At 51.4% G+C, this 19,016-nt stretch carries 14 protein-coding genes; 8 read left to right on the top strand and 6 right to left on the bottom strand.

Annotation, left to right across the window (positions count from 1 at the left end):
• The first annotated feature begins 115 nt into the window (after positions 1–115).
• The 5 genes from AB7E06_RS02975 (at position 116) to AB7E06_RS02995 (ending at position 8,583) form a co-directional block, all read left to right on the top strand.
• A complete protein-coding gene (locus tag AB7E06_RS02975; RefSeq protein ID WP_427955024.1) occupies positions 116–2,467 on the top strand; it encodes a TerB N-terminal domain-containing protein in 2,352 nt (783 codons plus the stop codon).
• Positions 2,464–3,765, top strand: coding sequence for an ATP-binding protein (locus AB7E06_RS02980; RefSeq protein WP_427955026.1), 1,302 nt, complete (start codon positions 2,464–2,466; stop codon positions 3,763–3,765). Before AB7E06_RS02975 ends, AB7E06_RS02980 begins: the two co-directional genes overlap by 4 nt.
• Before the next feature lie 22 nt (positions 3,766–3,787).
• Entirely contained in the window at positions 3,788–6,064 is a 2,277-nt protein-coding gene (locus tag AB7E06_RS02985) for a DEAD/DEAH box helicase (RefSeq protein ID WP_427955028.1), read from the top strand.
• A gap of 532 nt (positions 6,065–6,596) precedes the next feature.
• Positions 6,597–7,298: a pseudouridine synthase gene (locus AB7E06_RS02990; RefSeq protein WP_123050653.1), complete on the top strand. Its 702-nt coding sequence runs from the start codon at positions 6,597–6,599 to the stop codon at positions 7,296–7,298.
• A gap of 379 nt (positions 7,299–7,677) precedes the next feature.
• The gene (locus AB7E06_RS02995; protein ID WP_094195120.1) at positions 7,678–8,583 is read left to right on the top strand and encodes a LysR family transcriptional regulator; all 906 of its coding nucleotides are present in this window, start codon (positions 7,678–7,680) and stop codon (positions 8,581–8,583) included.
• Between the two features lie 61 nt (positions 8,584–8,644).
• Here AB7E06_RS02995 and AB7E06_RS03000 read toward each other — a convergent pair whose 3' ends face one another.
• Genes AB7E06_RS03000 through AB7E06_RS03010 form a run of 3 tightly spaced genes read right to left on the bottom strand, consistent with a single transcriptional unit; the run spans position 8,645 to position 12,785 of the window.
• On the bottom strand, positions 8,645–9,652 hold the full coding sequence (locus AB7E06_RS03000; RefSeq protein ID WP_094195121.1) for a Bug family tripartite tricarboxylate transporter substrate binding protein: 1,008 nt from the start codon (positions 9,650–9,652) through the stop codon (positions 8,645–8,647).
• A 47-nt stretch (positions 9,653–9,699) separates the two neighbouring features.
• Positions 9,700–11,157, bottom strand: a complete 1,458-nt coding sequence (locus tag AB7E06_RS03005) for an aldehyde dehydrogenase family protein (protein ID WP_094195122.1) — start codon at positions 11,155–11,157, stop codon at positions 9,700–9,702.
• 26 nt (positions 11,158–11,183) lie between these two features.
• Entirely contained in the window at positions 11,184–12,785 is a 1,602-nt protein-coding gene (locus AB7E06_RS03010) for a GMC family oxidoreductase (protein ID WP_094195123.1), read from the bottom strand.
• Positions 12,786–13,455: 670 nt separating this feature from the next.
• Here AB7E06_RS03010 and AB7E06_RS03015 point away from each other — a divergent pair.
• The 3 genes from AB7E06_RS03015 (at position 13,456) to AB7E06_RS03025 (ending at position 15,839) form a co-directional block, all read left to right on the top strand.
• A complete protein-coding gene (locus AB7E06_RS03015) occupies positions 13,456–14,319 on the top strand; it encodes a tripartite tricarboxylate transporter substrate binding protein (RefSeq protein WP_230019577.1) in 864 nt (287 codons plus the stop codon).
• A 61-nt stretch (positions 14,320–14,380) separates the two neighbouring features.
• A complete protein-coding gene (locus AB7E06_RS03020) occupies positions 14,381–15,292 on the top strand; it encodes an MBL fold metallo-hydrolase (protein WP_094195125.1) in 912 nt (303 codons plus the stop codon).
• A gap of 79 nt (positions 15,293–15,371) precedes the next feature.
• Entirely contained in the window at positions 15,372–15,839 is a 468-nt protein-coding gene (locus tag AB7E06_RS03025) for a GFA family protein (protein WP_427955033.1), read from the top strand.
• A 19-nt stretch (positions 15,840–15,858) separates the two neighbouring features.
• Here AB7E06_RS03025 and AB7E06_RS03030 read toward each other — a convergent pair whose 3' ends face one another.
• From AB7E06_RS03030 to AB7E06_RS03040, 3 genes are all read right to left on the bottom strand, one after another.
• A complete protein-coding gene (locus tag AB7E06_RS03030) occupies positions 15,859–16,533 on the bottom strand; it encodes a GntR family transcriptional regulator (RefSeq protein WP_094195127.1) in 675 nt (224 codons plus the stop codon).
• Positions 16,534–16,603: 70 nt separating this feature from the next.
• Positions 16,604–18,373, bottom strand: coding sequence for a TRAP transporter large permease (locus tag AB7E06_RS03035; protein ID WP_427955035.1), 1,770 nt, complete (start codon positions 18,371–18,373; stop codon positions 16,604–16,606).
• Positions 18,370–18,963: a TRAP transporter small permease subunit gene (locus AB7E06_RS03040; protein ID WP_094195129.1), complete on the bottom strand. Its 594-nt coding sequence runs from the start codon at positions 18,961–18,963 to the stop codon at positions 18,370–18,372. Before AB7E06_RS03040 ends, AB7E06_RS03035 begins: the two co-directional genes overlap by 4 nt.
• Positions 18,964–19,016: the final 53 nt, after the last annotated feature.

Below are 19,016 nucleotides of genomic sequence, written 5' to 3' on the forward strand. Positions count from 1 at the left end.
GCCGATGAGTGAGGGCACTTTCTGCGACTTCGAATGATTCATATATCTTTGTTCGGTAAATAATCCTCTTTATGGGCCAAGTCCGTGCAGAGCGAGAACGTTTAGGTGGGCGACGATGGGGAAAAAGAGTTCCCGCAATGGGAGACTGCTTCTGTGGGCCGTAGTTATTGGGTTCATCCTCCTGGCGATTGATGCGCCTAAAAGCGTTTGGATAGTCGCCGCTTTGAGTATGGGGATAATGTATTACAAGGCACGCCCAGCGGCAGCAAAGACACCGGTGAAACAGCAGTTAAAGACGACATCGCATGCTTTTGCTGCTCGCAAAGAGCCTAGTGCTGTGCCTAAGGCATTTTCATCTAATACAGATGAACCTATCAGTGTGGTTCAGACAAATGGGACTTTGTCTTCTACTTTTAGGGTGCCACCGGCTCCAACTGGATTTGGCGCAGCACAGTGGGTTGAGCCGGGTGCTGAAACGATTATTGGCGGCGTATTTATTCCCGGCGGTATGGTGTATGTGGGGACTGAATTGCTCACCCCGACAGGCAATAACGATCCATGCTTGATTGATCCTAGCAAGTCTATTGCCAACCGAGGCGACTACACTGAACGACAATTCGGATATTGGCCAAGCTATTCTGAAATATCGGCAAGTGCGCGACGCGCCTATTTAGAATGGCTTGCAGGAGGTCGTCAAGACCCAAGTGCAGATATCGGATTTGTATTTTTGTTCTTTTATGGTCTGGAGAGGCGAGTCATTATTGATGGCTCCAGTAATGGAATTACTCAGGACGAATGTACCGCAGTCACACAAGAGCTTCGACGTTTGTTAGCTATCTACGGAGACAAGTCACGTTCATTCCATCGCTACGCTTCTGAACTACTAAATTGGGCCACACTGGTGACCTACGATAGGAAGCTTTATGAGCAGTTGGTACCGGACTTTTCTAAAACGTACGAGCTGCCGGTATATCTCAAATTAGCACTTGGCCAGGCTGCGATAGATGCTGCCCCAGTGCCTGTAGATATAGCTTTAGCGTGGGCTCGACTCGACCCCAAAATCGTTCTTAGAACACCGGCTACTCGATGTGCCGAACAATTCGAAAAACTATTCCGACATAAATATACGGAGCTGTTTGGGGGGGGGCTGATACTGCCAAAGAATAAAACTAAACTCAAGTTTTTCTATCAGGCAGCTTCATCGGGTTTTCAAGGATACCGTCAACCCACTTTAAACTTTGGAGAAACGCCGGACGTCAGTGTGTTGACTGGACCAGTGAAGAAAATTCAAAGCTTGGTAGATTCTGTCACTAAGGAGCTTGAGACTTTCAGTCGGTTCCTCGGTCGAAACCCAGATGACAAAGCTTCGTTGGAAGGGCTATTACTATTGCCTGCCACTTTATGGCCAGCCGAGCGCCAAAGAGCGGTGGCACAACTCGAGGTTCGAATAGCTGGCGATGTGTTGACTATGTCCCTTGGTGAACTACAAAGTCTGCTTGGGGCCCAAAGTACATTAACGCGCGATAAAGTTCTAGGATTAGCTAGAGCGCTGGAGTCAATAAATATCGGTATGGAGCCAGATGTTCTTAATGGTGCCAAAGTACCAAAGCCTGAAGAAACGGTGGTTCTTTTTTCGATACCTCCCGGTGAGCCTGTAAGTCGGCGTACAGCCGCTTATCACGCAGCGGCTCTAACTCTTGAGCTTGCGTCGGCCGTTGCTACTGCTGATGGAGAGTTTTCCTCCACAGAGGAAATACACCTGCGTGAGCAGGTTCAATCGTGGACTCATTTAACGCCAAATCATCTGAGTAGGCTCATAGCTTACCTCCGCTTGCTGACAGTAGCCCCCGCCTCATTGACCCGTTTAAAGAAAAAACTTGAGCCCTTGGACAATGTAGCGAAAGAAACTCTTGCCGCTTTTATGGCGGCTGTTGCGCAGTCCGATGGTACTGTGGCACCGAACGAGGTCAAAATGTTGGAGAAGGTCTACAACGCTTTGGGGATCGATTCAACGAAAGTATTTTCACATCTCCATCAAGTGGCAACAGACACTCCGGTTTTGGCTACATCGTCCAACGGTCGGGCTGCTGAGTTTAAACTCGACCATTCTCGGGTTGCAGCGTTACAGCAAGATACTGAAAAGGTTACTGCTCTGCTCTCTAGCATCTTTACGGAAGAGTTAGCGCCCGAGGCTTCTGAACCACCAGTAGAAGTGGAACCCGCAGCGGTCTCAACAACACCTCTTGGTTTGGACGAGCAGCATGGCTCTTTAACGCGTTTGCTTCTATCGAGGCCGCAGTGGACTCGCACTGAGCTTCTTGATGCCGCAGAGGACTTGGACCTACTTCTTGATGGGGCGCTAGAGCATATCAATGAGGCTGCCTTCGATCAGTTTGATATGCCGCTCACAGAAGGTACAGATCCTATTGAGGTTAATACGGAATTACTGGAGAAAATCGAAGCATGAGTACTATTCGCCCTAAAGACCGAGATGCCGTAATTCAATCACTACGGGCAGGTGTTGTGCCGCGTATGGGCCAACATCTTATCCAGGTGGGACGTGCCAGCGAAATTGAAACACTCTTGAGAGACATTGAGCGTATCAGCGATGGCGGCTCAGGCTTTAGACTAGTTATCGGTGAGTATGGGGCGGGCAAGAGTTTTTTCCTTAACATGGTGAGAGCTGTTGCGATGGAAAAGAAGCTTGTGGTGGCTAACGCTGACCTTAATCCTGACCGGCGCTTACATGCCAGTGGTGGTCAGGCGCGTTCTCTTTATGCAGAACTGATGCGTAGTATTGCTACAAGGACTAAACCAGAGGGTGGCGCTCTTGCTGGCATTGTGGAGAAGTTCATCTCAACGGCAAAGATTGAGGGCAAGGCTGCTGGTGTTTCAACCGAGGTGGCAATTCATCAGAAGCTGGAGCAGTTGACAGAACTAGTCAATGGTTATGATTTTGCTGAGGTTATTGCTGCGTACTGTCGTGGAGCTGAAGAAGGTAGAGAGCAACTGAAGTCTGATGCAGTTCGTTGGCTTCGAGGAGAGTTCTCGACGAAGACCGATGCCCGACAAGCGTTAGGTGTTCGTAGTATCGTAGATGATGCTGCGTTCTATGACCAACTAAAGCTTATGGCTCGCTTTATCTGTTTAGCGGGTTATTCTGGTTTGGTCATCTGTTTGGATGAGCTTGTTAACCTTTATAAACTCGCAAATACCCAGGCTCGTAACGCGAACTATGAGCAAATATTGCGTATTCTGAATGATTCCCTACAAGGAAATTCTGTCGGGCTTGGCTTTGTGCTGGGGGGAACTCCGGAGTTCTTGCTCGATACCCGGCGCGGTCTTTATAGCTACCCTGCGCTTCAAAGCCGCTTAGCACAAAATACATTTGCTACTGATGGTCTGGTTGATTTCAGCGGCCCTGTCGTACGCTTGTCAAGTTTGACGCCTGAGGATTTTTATGTGCTTCTTCAGAAGATTCGACATGTCTATGCAGGCGGTGATTCGGCGAAGTATTTAGTGCCTGACCAAGGTATTTTTAGCTTCATGGAACATTGTGCAAAGCGCATTGGTGATACCTATTTTCGGACGCCAAGAACGACTATTACGGCTTTTATCAATCTACTTGCAATATTGGATCAAAATCCAGACGCTACATGGCAGGAGCGCTTGGGCGGGATTGAAGTTCAAGAGGACACTGGCGCTATATCCGACCAGTTGATGCCTGGAGATGAAGATGAGGCTTTCGCATCGTTTAAGATGTGACAGGCTAAAGTCATGACTGGTCATGTCAGAAGAAATCACTAGCACTGCCTTCTTTCTTCTTGATGAGCGCATTCAGCGATTCATTTGGGCCCAAGGCTGGGAAGCCTTACGGGATGCGCAAGAGCGGGCAATTCCTCTACTTATTAAGGGAGATTGTGATGTCATTATTGCAGCTGCTACAGCAGCGGGTAAGACGGAGGCTGCATTTTTCCCAGCTTTGACCCATCTATTAGCTCTGAAAGAGCCTGGACTGATTGTTTATGTTAGTCCGCTGAAAGCTTTGATTAATGACCAGTTTGGGCGTCTTGACCTGCTATGTGAGCTGCTAGAAGTTCCTGTCTGGCCGTGGCATGGTGATATTTCCTCATCAACAAAAACTCGCTTTTTGTCTAAACGAGAAGGTGTTTTACTCATCACTCCTGAATCCATGGAGGCCCTGTTGTGCAATCGGGGCTCATCAGTGAGTGCAGTATTCGAACGAACCGCTTTTTTTATTATCGATGAGTTACACGCCTTCATTGGAAGCGAGCGTGGAAAACAAATGCAGTCGCTTCTGCATCGCATTGAAACCAATCTTGGAAGACGAGTACCTCGTATTGGTTTGTCAGCAACGCTAGGTGATATGCAACTTGCGGCTAGTTTTTTAAGGCCCGGGAATGGGCCCGCTCCTATCTTGATTGAGTCCAGGGAGTCGGGGGCAGAACTTAAGATTCTTGTGAAAGGTTATGAAGAGCCTTCGTTTGTTCAGTCCAGTAGTCATGACGGTGACACTCAAGATAGTGAAGAAACCATCACGTCGGCTCACGTTGCGTCCCATCTTTTCAAGGTTCTGCGCGGTTCAAATAACCTGATATTTCCCAACTCTCGTCGTGAGGTTGAACGTTACACGTACCTGCTCAACAAGATGTGTGCAACAGAGCAAGTGCCCAACGAGTTTTGGCCACACCATGGGAGCCTTTCTAAAGAGATTCGCTCTGAAACTGAAGCAGCATTAAAGCAAAAAGAACATCCAGCTACAGCTATTTGTACTAATACATTAGAACTGGGTATCGACATAGGTGCTGTTAGAAGTGTGGTTCAAATTGGGCCGCCACCTTCAGTGGCTAGTTTGCGCCAACGCTTGGGGCGTTCAGGTCGGCGCAAGGGGGAGGCCGCCATATTGCGGGGGTATTGTATCGAGCATGCCGTGGATACACGCTCCTCTTTTTCTACCGAGCTTAGGCTTAGTACCGTGCAAATGGCAGCAATGATTTCTCTGCTAACTAAGAACTGGTTCGAGCCTCCTAGGGCTCATGGCATGCACTTATCGACACTTATTCAACAGATTCTATCGTTGATTGCCCAACGAGGCGGTGCCACTATTGGTCAGGCTTATACTCAATTATGTGGCTTAGGCATGCCCTTTGAAGGGGTATCAAAAGAAGAGTTCATGGTGTTAGTGCGGCACTTGGGCTCTAAGGAGTTATTAACTCAAGACTCAAGTGGGTTATTGCTGCATGGCCGTCTAGGCGAAAAATTTGTGAATCACTATAGTTTTTACGCCGCCTTTAACGTGGATGAAGAGTTTCGAATTATTAATGGCGGACGGCTTTTGGGAACATTGCCTATATCACAAATGTTGACGGTCGGACAGCGCATATTGTTTGCAGGAAAGACATGGTTGGTTGAAGACATTGATGAGGCTCAAAAGTCTATTCATGTAGTCCGAACACGGGGGGGGGTGCCTCCGTCTTTTAGTGGCGGCTCCGGTCGTGTCCACACAATGGTTCGGCAAGAGATGCGAAAAATATTAGAGTCGAACGGAAAACTGCCTTATTTGGATGTAGTTGCACAACGGTTTCTTGATGAAGCTCGGGAAGCGTATATCCATAAAGATTTGGCTAATCAAGTTTTGATTGAGCAAGGTAACGAATTACTCGTACTTACTTGGCATGGCGATGCTGCAAACGAGACAATTGCATGTTTTTTACGCCGACGAGGGTATGTTGCCACTTTGGCCGGGCCTGGCGTGGAGGTTATTAAGGCAGGACGATCAAGCGATGACATATTGGCTGCCTTATTAGACGCTGCGGTTGATGAGCCTCCTTCGTTCGATATTCTTCTTAAAGACGCCACAAATCTTCAGCAGCAAAAATGGGATTGGGCCTTGCCGGACAACTTGCTCCGAACTGCCTATGCAAGCCTATATCTTGATATCGATGAGGCGTTCAGATGGATAAAGTGTCTGGATACTAACCAGGTTCGGAATAAGAGTTTTTCGTCGGCACCAACGGATAATGATGTATCCGGATTTCATTGACGGTTGAGATTTTTCACTAATTATGAGAGCTGGGAAGTCGAGGATTTTATAATTAATGAAAAAGGATTTAGAATCAATAAACCATTTTTCGCTTGTTGTGGGAACCTACATAAGGATTGTCGATTTTCACAACTCTTGAAATTTTCTCAGAGTTGATGAAAACCGATCTCAGGAACTTGTGAAAAACCCCGCAGTGATGCGGATGAATAAAATGGGCTCCGGCGTGCTTGCTGGGGCTCATTTTTTTGGTGATGACGGATGCGCTCCGAGTCCTAAGGATTAGGGGGCTTTGGGCTGGTTCAATGAATCTGCTAGAGCACATACCGGCTGATCAATGGCTGGGTTAGTTAGCCGCTTTGGAGCCACGCGCTCCAGAAAGGGAACAGCGCGCAATCAAGCTTGTGTGGTCTACTTGCAGTGATTCACCCTGCTTTAGAATGAACGAAAAAGAAGGGGTGTCGGCCTTGCAAGGCCCCTTGATCGATCGTGATGACGCTGTAAATTATTCAATAACTATTTGTGTGGAAATGGAATGCGACTGGACAAGTTTCTTGGTGAGAGTACGGATCTGAGTCGCTCAGACGCGCGTAAAGTGCTTAAAAGCGGGGAAATCACGGTTAACGGCGAGGTGGTGACCAAGGGCACCCACGTTATACAAGAGGGCGATGTAGTGTGCTGGGACAACGAGCCACTTGCCCTGATTGGCCTGCGTTACATCATGCTCAATAAGCCCGCTGGTTACGAATGCAGCCTTAAAAATAGCGCCTATCCGTCCGTGATGATGCTGATCGATGTAGACAAGCGTGAGCGTTTGCATACCGTCGGTCGATTGGATGTGGACACCACCGGTTTGATTTTGATTACGGATGATGGCCAGTGGACGCATCGGATTATCTCGCCCCGCCATCAGTGCGATAAGGTCTACGTGGCAACCTTGGCAGAGCCTTTGCCTGACAATGCAGAAGAATTGTTCAAGGCCGGTATCTTGTTAAATGGCGAGGATAAGCCCACGCTGCCAGCCGTACTGGAACGCATTGATGAACGTACCGCAAGGCTGACTATTCAGGAAGGGAAATACCATCAGGTCAAACGTATGTTTGCTTCCCTGGGAAACCTGGTTCAGACCTTGCATCGTGAGCGCATTGGCTCTCTTTCTTTGGACGCCAGTCTGGAGCCAGGTGAGTCGCGTTATTTGACCCCTGCCGAGGTGCGGCAGTTTGTAGAAGAGGGTTAACGCTCTCCTGGCCTTTGGTTCTTGCTGTGGCAAGCCAAAGACGTATCAAATCCAGAGCTTTGATGCCTGAGTTCTGGGAGACCAGTCATGAAAAAGCGCTCAAACATACCTTGTTTGAGCGCTTTTTTGTACCTGCATCAATCGTCAAAGGGGCTGGTGGCGCGGTGCCCTGCTTTATTTAACCGCCTTGTGTCTGATGTCGGATGTTCAACCTGCCTTGAATACGGAATTGATGACACCCCCGGAAAGCCTCGCTCTGCTTGCCCATAGCGGCCCCATCCTCTCAACGCTTGGAGCTATTGACCCTGTTAGACTATGGGTTTGAAGCGTCACGGGCCATTGCTCTAGCTTTTGACAAGCTAATTTTCATAAGAAATTGATGACTAAGATCACTATCTTGCATCTTCAGACGCTGTGCCGTATTGCCCAGCAGGGCAGTTTTCAGGCGGCAGCCGATTATATGCACACCACTCAACCTACGGTCTCGGCGCGTATGCGCGAGTTCGAAGACCGTATAGGTTTTCCTGTGTTTCATAAGCGTGGACGTAGGATGGATCTCACAACACAAGGGCGTGAGCTTGTTCAGCAGATTAAACCCTTGTTGGCTGCCATTGATGACGTCATTTATTCGCTCGATGATGCATCGCATGCATCCGGCTTGATCTGTGTGGGTATTGCCGGCTTGATAGGGCAAACGTGGTTTTCAACGTTCATTAAGACGGCGAGAGCCACGATGCCACAGCTTAGCTTTGAAGTAGAGGTCGGACAGACCTCATTAAGCGTCAGCAAACTAGAGAACGGGCAGTTGGATTTGGTCTTTCTGGCTACTCACTCCCTACACACGGATCATCGGTTTCATGTCGAGCCGATCGGTGTTGCCGATGTGTTGCTGGTAGGAGCGCCTGACCTTGTGGGGCGAAATGGTAAACAGTCCGACCAAAATTGGCTACAGATTCTACAAAGTCAGCCTGTATGGTCGCTTTCAAAAGAGTCGCCATTGCATCCGGTCTTGATGCAGCTCATCAAAGACCATAATCTGAAAGTGAAGGTCGATATTTGCAGCAGCATACTGACCTTGAAGGAATTGATCTGCAGAGGGACGGGCGTCGGACTCATGACCGCCCCTCTTATTGAGTCTGAGCTGGAGCGCGGCGAATTAGTAGTACTAAAAGATGCTCCTGCTTTTGCGCCTATTCCGTTTAATGCGGCTTGGGGCATGGATCAAAGCCAGACGGTCATTCGCAAATTGGTGGATATTGCCAAGACAATTTCCACCTTTCGTTAAGTCGGTCTTGACGCCACCCCGCCCACAGGCGTTTGCATCGGATATCAAGACCGACCCTTGTTTATTCCGGCTTGATACCTGCGTCGCGTAACAACTGACGCCAGCGAGCGATGTCATCTGTCAGCAGTTTACGTGAGCCCGCCAGGGAGCGATGACTTTCGCTGGGCACGGTCAATCCCATTTTCTGATATCGCGCCATCAAGTCGGGTTGAGCCAGTACATGGTTAAGGGCGACGTTCAGTTTCTGGGTGATCTCTTCTGGTACGCCCTTTTTGACCACCACCATATTCCAGATGGTGTAGTTCAGATTCTTATAGCTAGATTCGCCAGCCGAAGGCACGTCAGGCAAAACCGACACCCGTTCTGGACTGAGCACGGCCAGCCCCTTTACCTTACCCGAGGCAATCGACGACACTGCGGTACTGCTGCTTTCCACCGTGTAGTCAATGTGGCCGGCCATCACATCTGCCGTCGCTTGCGCCGCACCGCGATAATGGACAGCCCCCACATTAATACCCAATGTTGCGTTCAGTAAGACTGCCCCTAAAAAGGCACCCGACCCGACGCCCGCATCCCCGAAATTCATGGATGCGGCATTGGCTTTCGCGTAAGCGGCAAAGCTATCCAAATCCTTGGCAGGGAAATCAATACGTGCCGACAAAATCTGTGGGGCATCACCAACTGAAGCAATTGGAGTGAAATCCTCCAGGTTGTTGTATGGCAAATCCTTGTAAACGGACGCATTCGCCGCCAATGTGCCAACGTTACCCAACAATAATGTATAACCATCGGGTGCGGCCCTGACTAGTTTAGACTGGCCAATAATGCCACCTGCGCCGGGAGTGTTTTCCACTACCACGGCTTGTTTGAGCTCTTTAGCCAAGCCTTCGCCGATCGCACGCGCCAACACATCGGTCGGCCCGCCTGCGGTATACGGAACGATCAAACTGATCGGTCGCTCTGGATAGGTACCCGCTTGTACGCTGCCTCCCAAGATCACGCCGAATATGGCCGTACACACACGGCTGGTCAGGTTGCAACGCCGTTTGATAATAGGTTTTGGTTGCATGGTTTTATCTCCTCTTTATTAGAAATTTTTTTCTCAACACCAACGAGTTACTTAGGATGACGCAGCGAGAATGTCACTACTTTCTCGTCAGTCATGTCCCGCACTGCATACTTCGGCCCTTCGAAACCGTAGCCGCTATCCTTGACACCGCCATAGGGCATACCATCGTTACGAGAGCTGGACGTTTCATTAATGTGCAGACCGCCCACTTGCAAATGACGAGCCAGATGAAAGGCCGTATTGACATCGTTCGTAAACACGCCTGCCGCAAGGCCATAAGGGGTGGAGTTGATTCCTTCGATCACTTCTGCGACTGTCTCAAAAGGCAAGAGTGTGACGACTGGCGCAAAAATTTCCTGGTCAAATACGCTCATGCCTGAATGCACGTTAGACAGAATCGTGGGTGCCAACACAGACTTGTCGCGCTGCCCTCCTGCAACGAGCTGCGCTCCCATATTGACCGCCTCCTTGATCCACGATTCAGCGCGTATCGCTTCTTGTTCGGTGATCATCGGGCCCACATCGGTGTCGCCCAATCGTGGATCCCCACTTTTGAGAGCGCGAACCGCGTTCTCTAAACTTGCCGTTACCTCAGCGACACGTGATTGCGCCACGTATAAGCGCTGAATAGATGTGCATACTTGGCCTGCCTTTCGGAACGTTGCACGCAGAATGCGGGGCAGTGCAAACTCGAGATCCGCATCGTCGCAGATGATTGTGCAAGCAATACTTCCCAACTCTAACTGCGTACGGCGTCGGCCTGCCTTTTGCTGGATGAGGCGGCCCACACGTGTGCTGCCCGTAAAGGTATAGAAGTTGATATCTTGCTCGTCTAATAGCCACTCGCCAGCCTGTGCGCCTTCTCCGTGTACCAGCGATAACAACTCCGCCGGCCAACCGGCTTCCAGCAAGACGTCGCAAATTAGGCTGGCCGTCAATGGGGTGTACCCTGAAGGCTTGATAATGACAGCGTTGCCAGCAGCGATCGCGGGGGCGACTTTATGCAACAACGCGTTGAAAGGCGCGTTAAATGGCGTAATGGCACACACGATTCCGACAGGGGTACGCAGCGTAAAGGCGAGACGGTCCTTTTGACCTGGATTGCCATCCATAGGGATCATTTCACCGCAAATCCGCTTGGCCTCTTCTGCCGAGATTTCCAGCGTATCCAACCCTCGAGCGATCTCATTGGATGCTTCACTCACGGTGAAGCCGGCCTCCAGGGTCATCACGTCGATAAATTGCTGCTTTCTCGCCGTAATCAGCTCTACCGCTTTACGCAAAATGCGCGAACGTTCATAGCCATCAGGTGCTTTCTTTAGGTTAAGCCGTGCTGCGATCACGGCTTGCCGGATATGCTCTTGCGAAGTTTGATCGATCTGCGCGATGGCTTTACCGGTATAGCGGTTGTAGACCGTAAAGGTCGCGCCGCTGTTCACACGGACACCGGCGATTAAACTCAATGAAGAAACGTTAACAAGTGCGTCGGGAAAATCTGTGGGCATCGTGGTACCTCCAAGAATAGTGTGCTTTACTGTGCTGAAATCATGTCAGCGGCTTTTTCGCCTATCATCAAACTGGCTGCCAAGGTGTTAGCAGAAGGGACTTGCGGCATGATCGACGCATCCGCAATGCGCAGATTTTCCATACCGTGGACGCGTAGTTGGGCATCCACAACAGCCATGGGATCGTCCTGGCGTCCCATTTTGCATGTGCCTACCATGTGATAGCCGGTCGTGCCTTTTTGACGTGCGTAGTCGAGCCATTCGTCATCTCGATGCACGTCTTTGCCCGGCTGCAATTCGTTGACCAAATAGGGGGCCATCGCCGTTGTTGTCATCAACTGCCGTGCAAGCTTGAGCGCTTCGACAAGGGTTCGCTGATCCAATTCATGTTCGAGGAAATTGGGCTGGATCAACGGTGCCTGCAGTGGGTCTTTAGACTGAATGTGTACATAGCCGCTGCTCTCTGGCCGTTGTTGGCGCGCCCCGGTACTCATGCCTGGCATATCGTCCAAGACATAGTTGCTGCCGGGCTTGTAGCTGGCTGGGGTAAACAAGATCTGAACATCGCCGCGCTGAGGGCTGAAACGTGTTTTCCAGAACACATGCACCATTGAGGGACTCAACCCCAAGATGCTGGGCTTGCCTGCAAACCATCTCACGATCTCTCTACCTAATCGCCACCCCTTGGACAGTTCGTTGAGCGTGAGCGCTGATTTGGCTCGCGAGATACTGCGAACGGTATAGTGATCACGAAAATTGGCGCCCACGCCGGCTAATGCATGTTTGACCTCAATACCATGCCCTGCCAACAGTTCGTGAGGTCCGACCCCCGACAGTTGTAATATTTTTGGTGAATTTACCGCTCCTGCGCTGAGGATAACTTCACGGTTGGCATAGAGCGTATGCGTTTGGCCATTACGCAGATATTTGACGCCAATGGCGCGTCGACCTTCAAATAAGATTTCCGAAACAGTGGCGTTCGTTTTAAGCTGCACCCGCCCACTTTTGAGTGCTGGACGTAAAAAAGCATCCGAACAATTGACACGTTTATTCTGGTAAATGTAGCGTTGGAAGTACCCTGTGCCGAGCTGCTCTGCACCGTTGTAATCCGTATTGCGCGGGATTCCGAACTCTTCACAACCTCGAATAAAGGCCTCACACAATGGTGAGCTCCAATCTGGGTTGGTAATAGGAAGCTCGCCCGTCAAGCCACGAAAATCAGGGTCGCATTCTCCCACCCGACGCTCCGAGCGTTTGAAATAAGAGAGAACATCGGCGTATCCCCAGCCAGAGTTTCCCAGTTTTTCCCAGTCATCGAAGTCTTCGCGTTGGCCACGTGAGTACACCAGTCCGTTAACGGAGCTTGACCCACCCACGACTCGCCCTTGCGGCATCGCAATGATGCGATTGTTCGTTGCCTGTGCAGGCTCCGTTTGGTAGTTCCAGGTGAACTTGCCGCTGTATAGCGTTTTGACGAAACCGACCGGGACGCGGATGAAAAAATTGTTGTCGTTTTGGCCGGCCTCCAACACGCAAATGCTGTTAGAGGTCTGTTCGCTTAGCCGTCTGGCGATAACCGATCCAGCCGGCCCGGAGCCGACAATTATGTAGTCTACGTACTCATTCATTTTGCCTACGCGATGCCTCTGTTCTTGCTTATTGCCAGTAGGTTAAGTCCGTAGATACATAAAAACAATCGACAATTTTTGATTGTTTATCATCAATAAAATTAATGTTTTTAGAGCTAAAACGTTCTCCATGAATCAACTTTCAATGAGGCTATCTGGGCCTGCGTCCCAATAAGCAGGGATCGCATGGAGGTGTGCGCCCACTATTTGCGACGCAATTTTGACGGTCTTGCCGTATGGATAAGAACGGAGCCCTAGGTCGTCTGATTGGTACAGATCAGAGCAATCAATGAGTTCAAATACATTAAAAAAATAAATATATAAAAATATAAAAATATTGATTGTTTAAATGAATCAGGCGACTTAATCTTCGCAAAATGCAGGTTTCCGCCCTGTTGAGCTTGCGTTTGCCGTGCGAATTTTTCACGGTAACCATGCGGGCCAGAGCTGGCTTGCAACAGGTCTGGCAACGATAAGCAGACATTGACGGTCGAACCACGACCGCATCAATCCATATATGGAGACAACAATGCGTCATCACTCAAGGTTGAACCACTACTCATCCTCGCGCCGCCAACTGCTCGGCCTGCTTGGGACAATCCCTCTCATCGCACACTTACCTGTTTCCTTTGCGAAATCTACCTGGGTCCCTAACAGGCCAGTCAGATTGATGGTTCCTTACACGCCGGGTGGTGGTGCGGACATTGTGGGACGCATTCTTGCCAAGGCCTTGCAAGGGATCTCCAGCCAACCCTGGGTTGTTGAGAACCGTCCTGGCGCAGCAGGCAATATCGCTGCCGATCTCATCTATGCCTCGAAACCCGACGGGCTGACGTATCAAATTACCAATCTTGATACGAGTGTGCTCAACACCTTTCTGTATCCAAGTCGTCGGCAAAAGATCGAAGCCGCTGTTCCGGTGGCCTCCATCGCCCGTATTGGTACGGTACTTATGGTTCGTGCGGGTTTACCCGTTCGTGATCTGGCCCAATTGGCGGCACTTGCCAAAACCCAGAGTCTCACCTATTCCTCATGGGGTATGGGTTGTAGCGCTCACCTGGGCGTATTGCTTTTGGAGCAGGAGATGAAGATCCCTGAAATGGTGCATGTTCCCTATCAAGGAGGCGGCAATGCCATGCAAGCCCTGCTAAAAGGCGAAGTGGATCTATTCCTGGCTCCCATGCCACTGGCTATGGCTCACCGCTCGGGATCGGTCACGGCACTAGGTTACGCCGCAGCACAGCGCAGCCAACTGTGGCCTGAATTGCCTACCCTTCAAGAGCAAGGCGGGCCTTCTGTTGATCTTGGCAATTGGTTCGCCGTATCCGCCCCCCCAGAGACATCACCGGCCGTGATCGAAGCAGTAAGCGATTTCATCCAAACAGCGTTGGCGGACCCTGCGATGCTCGACTCGTTAAAGGCCCAATCGATGGTGCCGTTTCTGGCCGACAACACCCAATTGGCGCGCTTCATTGCAGATGAGAAAACCCGTTGGGGGCAGGTCATCGCTAACGCAAAGCTCAATCTTGAATAGAGGCCCATGCCTTTACGGATAGTCGTTCGTTACCCACAATAAAGACAGAGAGTTATTTTCTATGATACCGATCGACATAGGAAAGGCCCGTATTGAAAAGGTCATTGAGATCGCCAGTATGGATCTGGCGGGGGACTGGCTCTTTCCCAATATTCAAGCTAAGGATATTGACGCTGAGATTGATTGGCTGGACCCTAGCTGCATCGACAAGGTCAGCCGAAAGCTCAAGCTGAGTTTTCATTCTTTCCTGATTCGTACGCCAAGCCGCAATATTCTTATCGACACATGCAACGGTAACCATAAAGAACGCCCTTCAATGCCTGCATGGCATCGTTTGAACACACGCTATCTGGACAATCTTGGACGCTTAGGTCTGCGGCCCGAAGACATAGACTTGGTCTTGTGTACACATTTGCATGCAGACCACGTCGGTTGGAATACCAGGCTTGACAATGGTCGTTGGGTACCGACTTTCCCGCGTGCTCGTTATCTGATGGGTCGGCAGGAGTTCGATCATTACCACCGCCTCAACCTTGATAATCCGACCGCGCCGATCAATCGTGGCTCCTTTGTCGATAGTGTGTTGCCGATAGTCGAAGCAGGCCGGGCTATTTTCGTGGATGCTGGTGATCAGGTCATGACCGAGTTAGGAACCGATGTGTATGTAGAAAGTGCGCCTGGCCATACTCCCGGAAACTTGCTTGTACATATTTGCCACGGCCATGAGCACGCCATTATGTCGGGAGATGTCATCCATCATCCGATCCAGTGCGCACGCCCTCATTTGTCTAATGCCGCTGATTTTAATGAAGCAGCCGCACTGCGTTCCCGACTGAATCTGCTTGAGAGTTGTGCCGATAACTCGAAGATATTGTTGACCGGCCACTTTGCAGGCCCAACAGCGGGTCACGTCGTTTCACATGGCTCTGCATTTCAGTTCAAGTTTCTCACTGCAGACTCCCCGGTTGCATAGCCATCGGTAGAATGGTGTGACTTTTATACAGTTCTGCACTTATTCGAATAATCTGGCTTGCAGTTTAGAGAGGCCTTCCATGATTGAAACCTATCCTGATGCCTGCTCCATTTACAAAGCCGCCTGTCACTGTGGCACGGTCCGTTTTAACGTGCGGCTTTGTGACGGCTTGAGATCCGCGCGTCGCTGCAATTGCTCTTATTGTCGTATGCGTGGGGCGGTAGCTGTGTCGGCGAATCTGGCTGATATTCAGGTCGAGCAAGGCCAGGATGCGCTGACGCTTTATCAATTCAACGCAGGGCAGGCCAGGCATTACTTCTGTTCGCACTGCGGAATCTATACTTTCCATCAACGCCGCTCCAATCCCGAACAATATGGTGTCAATGTGGCGTGCATCGAGGCGATGAGCCCCTTCGACTTTAAGGAGATACCTGTTTACGACGGTCGCACTCATCCCAAGGATAGAGCAGATGGTGCTTCTGTGATTGCGGGCTGGTTGCGTTATGAAGTTAATTCCGAGGATCGGAAACCAACACCCCCTTTGTAAGAAAAGGGGGGTGTTGGTTTCAGGCGGGCTGCTCCAGGATTTCCTGCAAGCGGCTTAGCAATTTTTCACTGGCATTGTGCATATGTCGCTCACAGATGGTCAGTGCTTTGGCTTCGTCGCCCGATGCAATGGCCGCAGCCAGCTCCTCGTGTTCGTCCCAGATGGACAGGCGTTGTTCTGCCGATTGCAGTACAGCACCCATGACACGCCGTAGGTGTACCCAATGAACCTGCGCGCTTTCGGCGATCATGGGGTTGCCCGATGCTTCGTAAATTGCTTTGTGAAAGGCCTCGTCGGCTTCGATCATGGCGCGTACGTCGTGGCCGCGAGCCACTTTGCGGCCCAGACGGATCAGGTCCGGATCCAGCACGGCGCCTTGACGTGCCGCCAGCTTGGTTGCCAATGCTTCCAAGGCACCCCGCACTTGGTACAGATGCCCGATATGTTCCAGACTCAGCGGAGCCACCATAACGCCCCGCCCTTCAGCGTCTTGTAGCAGTCCATCTTTTTTCAGCAACTGGATGGCCTGCAAGACGGGTGAGCGTGACACCTTGAGCTGCTCAGCAATGTCTTCCTGAGTGATGCGTGAGCCGGGGGCCAGGGAGCCGTCGCTGATGGCATCGAGCAGGATGCGATAGACCTCGTCAACATAGTGTGGACGGGCCTGCAACTTACCGGAAAGCTTGGCATGCATGGGGTCTGGAACTCCGCTACAAACAAAAAACAAGTTAAGGCCGCAGCCTGGCTGCGGCCCTGGATTGACATCAGGGTGTGGTCCGCATGGAGTGCAAGAGCGCGGCCATGGGATCCTGGTCTGATGTCGCTTGTACTTCGAACGGGTTGCTTAGCGGATCGTCTGCCTGTATCGCTCCTGGGTTGAGCATGGGGGCGGGACGGTTCAGCTGGAGCAGGATTTCGTCTTCGCTCAGGCTGACTGTCTTGTGCAAGCCTCCCGTTACCAGTTGCGGATAGGCGATGACGATGCCTACCACCAGCAATTGTAGTACGACGAAGTAGGCTGAGCCCTTCCAGATTTGCTGGGTACGAACCCTTGAAATAGTTTGCCGGCTAACGGAATCGATATAGTCGGATCGGGGTGCCACGCTGCGCAAATACAACAGGGCAAAACCGAATGGGGGGGTCAGAAAGGAGGTTTGCAGGACCAGGGCGATGACAATCCCGAACCAGATCAGATCAATGCCCAAACTGTTGGCGACAGGCGTCAACAGCGGGACCACAATAAAGGCAATCTCGAAGAAGTCCAGAAACATGCCCAGCACAAAGATGATGGCACTGACGGCAATGACAAAACCCAGTTCGCCACCGGGAATGGCATCAAACAGATGCTCTACCCACACGTGGCCGTCTGCTGCGCTGAACGTGAAGCTAAAGACGGTCGAGCCGATCAGGATGAACATCACAAAAATAGCCAGTTTGGCGGTGTTTTCCAGGGCTTGGCTAAGCAAGGCCCCGTTAAGGCGTTTGCGTATCAAGGCCAGTATCAACGCGCCAATTGCACCCATGGCCCCGCCCTCTGTTGGGGTGGCAATTCCCAGGAAGATGGTGCCCAGCACCAGAAAGATCAGGACGACGGGGGGGATCAGGGCGAATACAAAGCGTTCGGCCAGTTGCGAGAGTAGTCCCCAGCCGGTAACCCGATTCACCGTCGCAAACAGCAGCGCGCTCATGGAGGCGACCAGCAGAGCGGTGATGGCAACTTGATCAGTGGGGGCCTGAGCCGGCTGGGAAAAGACCTGGGCCATGACTTCGTTGTGCAGGCCCGCCCAAGTAAAGCCGATGAAGGCACAAAGCAGGACCAGCATGCCCAGCGACCGTCGTCCGCTTGCGCCAGTGGCTGTGACCTGACTTCTGGCCTGTTCTGGTAAGGCTGGCATCCAGGAAGGACGGATCAAGGCCAGGACGATGATGAAAGTAATATAGATCACCAAAAGCAGGAGGCCAGGTCCGAGTGCGGCTGCGTACATGTCCCCAACGGATCGGCCCAATTGATCAGCCATCACAATCAAGACCAACGAGGGCGGCAGTATCTGTACCAGTGCGCCTGAAGCGGTGATGATGCCCGTGGCCATTTCCGGTTTGTAGCCGTAGCGCAGCATGACGGGCAAGGAAATCAGGCCCATGGAGATCACGACAGCCGATGTGACACCGGTGGAGGCAGCCAGCAAGGCCCCGACCAGGATAACCGAGACGGCCAGACCACCGCGCACCGCCCCGAAGAGCTGACCCATGGTCTCGAGCAGGTCTTCAGCCATGCCCGAACGTTCCAGAATGATGCCCATCAACGTAAAAAAGGGAATGGCCAGCATGGTCTCGTTCTGCATGATCCCGAAGATACGTAAAGGCAGGACCTGAAACAGATTGGTGGGGAACAATTCCAGGGCGATGCCCAAGACTCCGAAGGCCAGACCTGTTGCGGCCAGGCCGAATGCGACGGGAAAGCCGGTCAGCAAGAGTACGACCAGGCTCAGGAACATGATGGGGACGAAGTAGTCCGTAATAAAGGAGGTGATCATCGCGAGCCCTCCTGGGCGGTCGATAGCGCTTGGGCAGGCACATGGATAGGCGTGTCCTGGGAACCCTCTTCGGCGATGCTATCGGGCCCTTTGCCTGTCAGGAACAGGAGTCGTTTGACCAGTTCGGCCAGGCCCTGAAGCAAGAGCAGGCTAAAGCCGGCAGGAATCAGCAGATAGGCAGGCCAGCGCACCAACCCTCCGGCGTTGCCGGACATTTCCCCCGAATGCCAGGCGGTGGTGAAAAATCCCCAGCTCAGGTTGATGACAAACAGACAGAACGGGATCAGGACGACAGCGATCCCGACGATATCGACCAGGTTGCGTCCACGCGCGCCCAGGCGGGTGGAGATGAAGTCGATCCGAACATGGCTGTTGTGCAGAAATGCGTACCCTCCTCCCAAGAGAAAGACAGCCGCATACAGGTACCACTGAGCTTCCAGCATGCCGTTGGAGCTCAGGTCAAAGGCCTTGCGGGTGATGGCGTTGCTGGCGCTCAGAATGGTGGTGGCCAGCAATAGCCATTTGATGATGAATCCGATACAGCGGTTCAGGTGGTCTATTCCCCCCACCATGGTTTTCAATGCAGTCATTGTTGTCTCCGCGAATATTGTTGTGTTCGTCGTTGTGCTGCCGGGGAGTGTGT

Origin of the sequence: Alcaligenes sp. (assembly GCF_050255915.1) — a bacterium.
In the GTDB taxonomy this organism is placed as follows: Bacteria; Pseudomonadota; Gammaproteobacteria; order Burkholderiales; family Burkholderiaceae_B; genus Alcaligenes; species Alcaligenes aquatilis.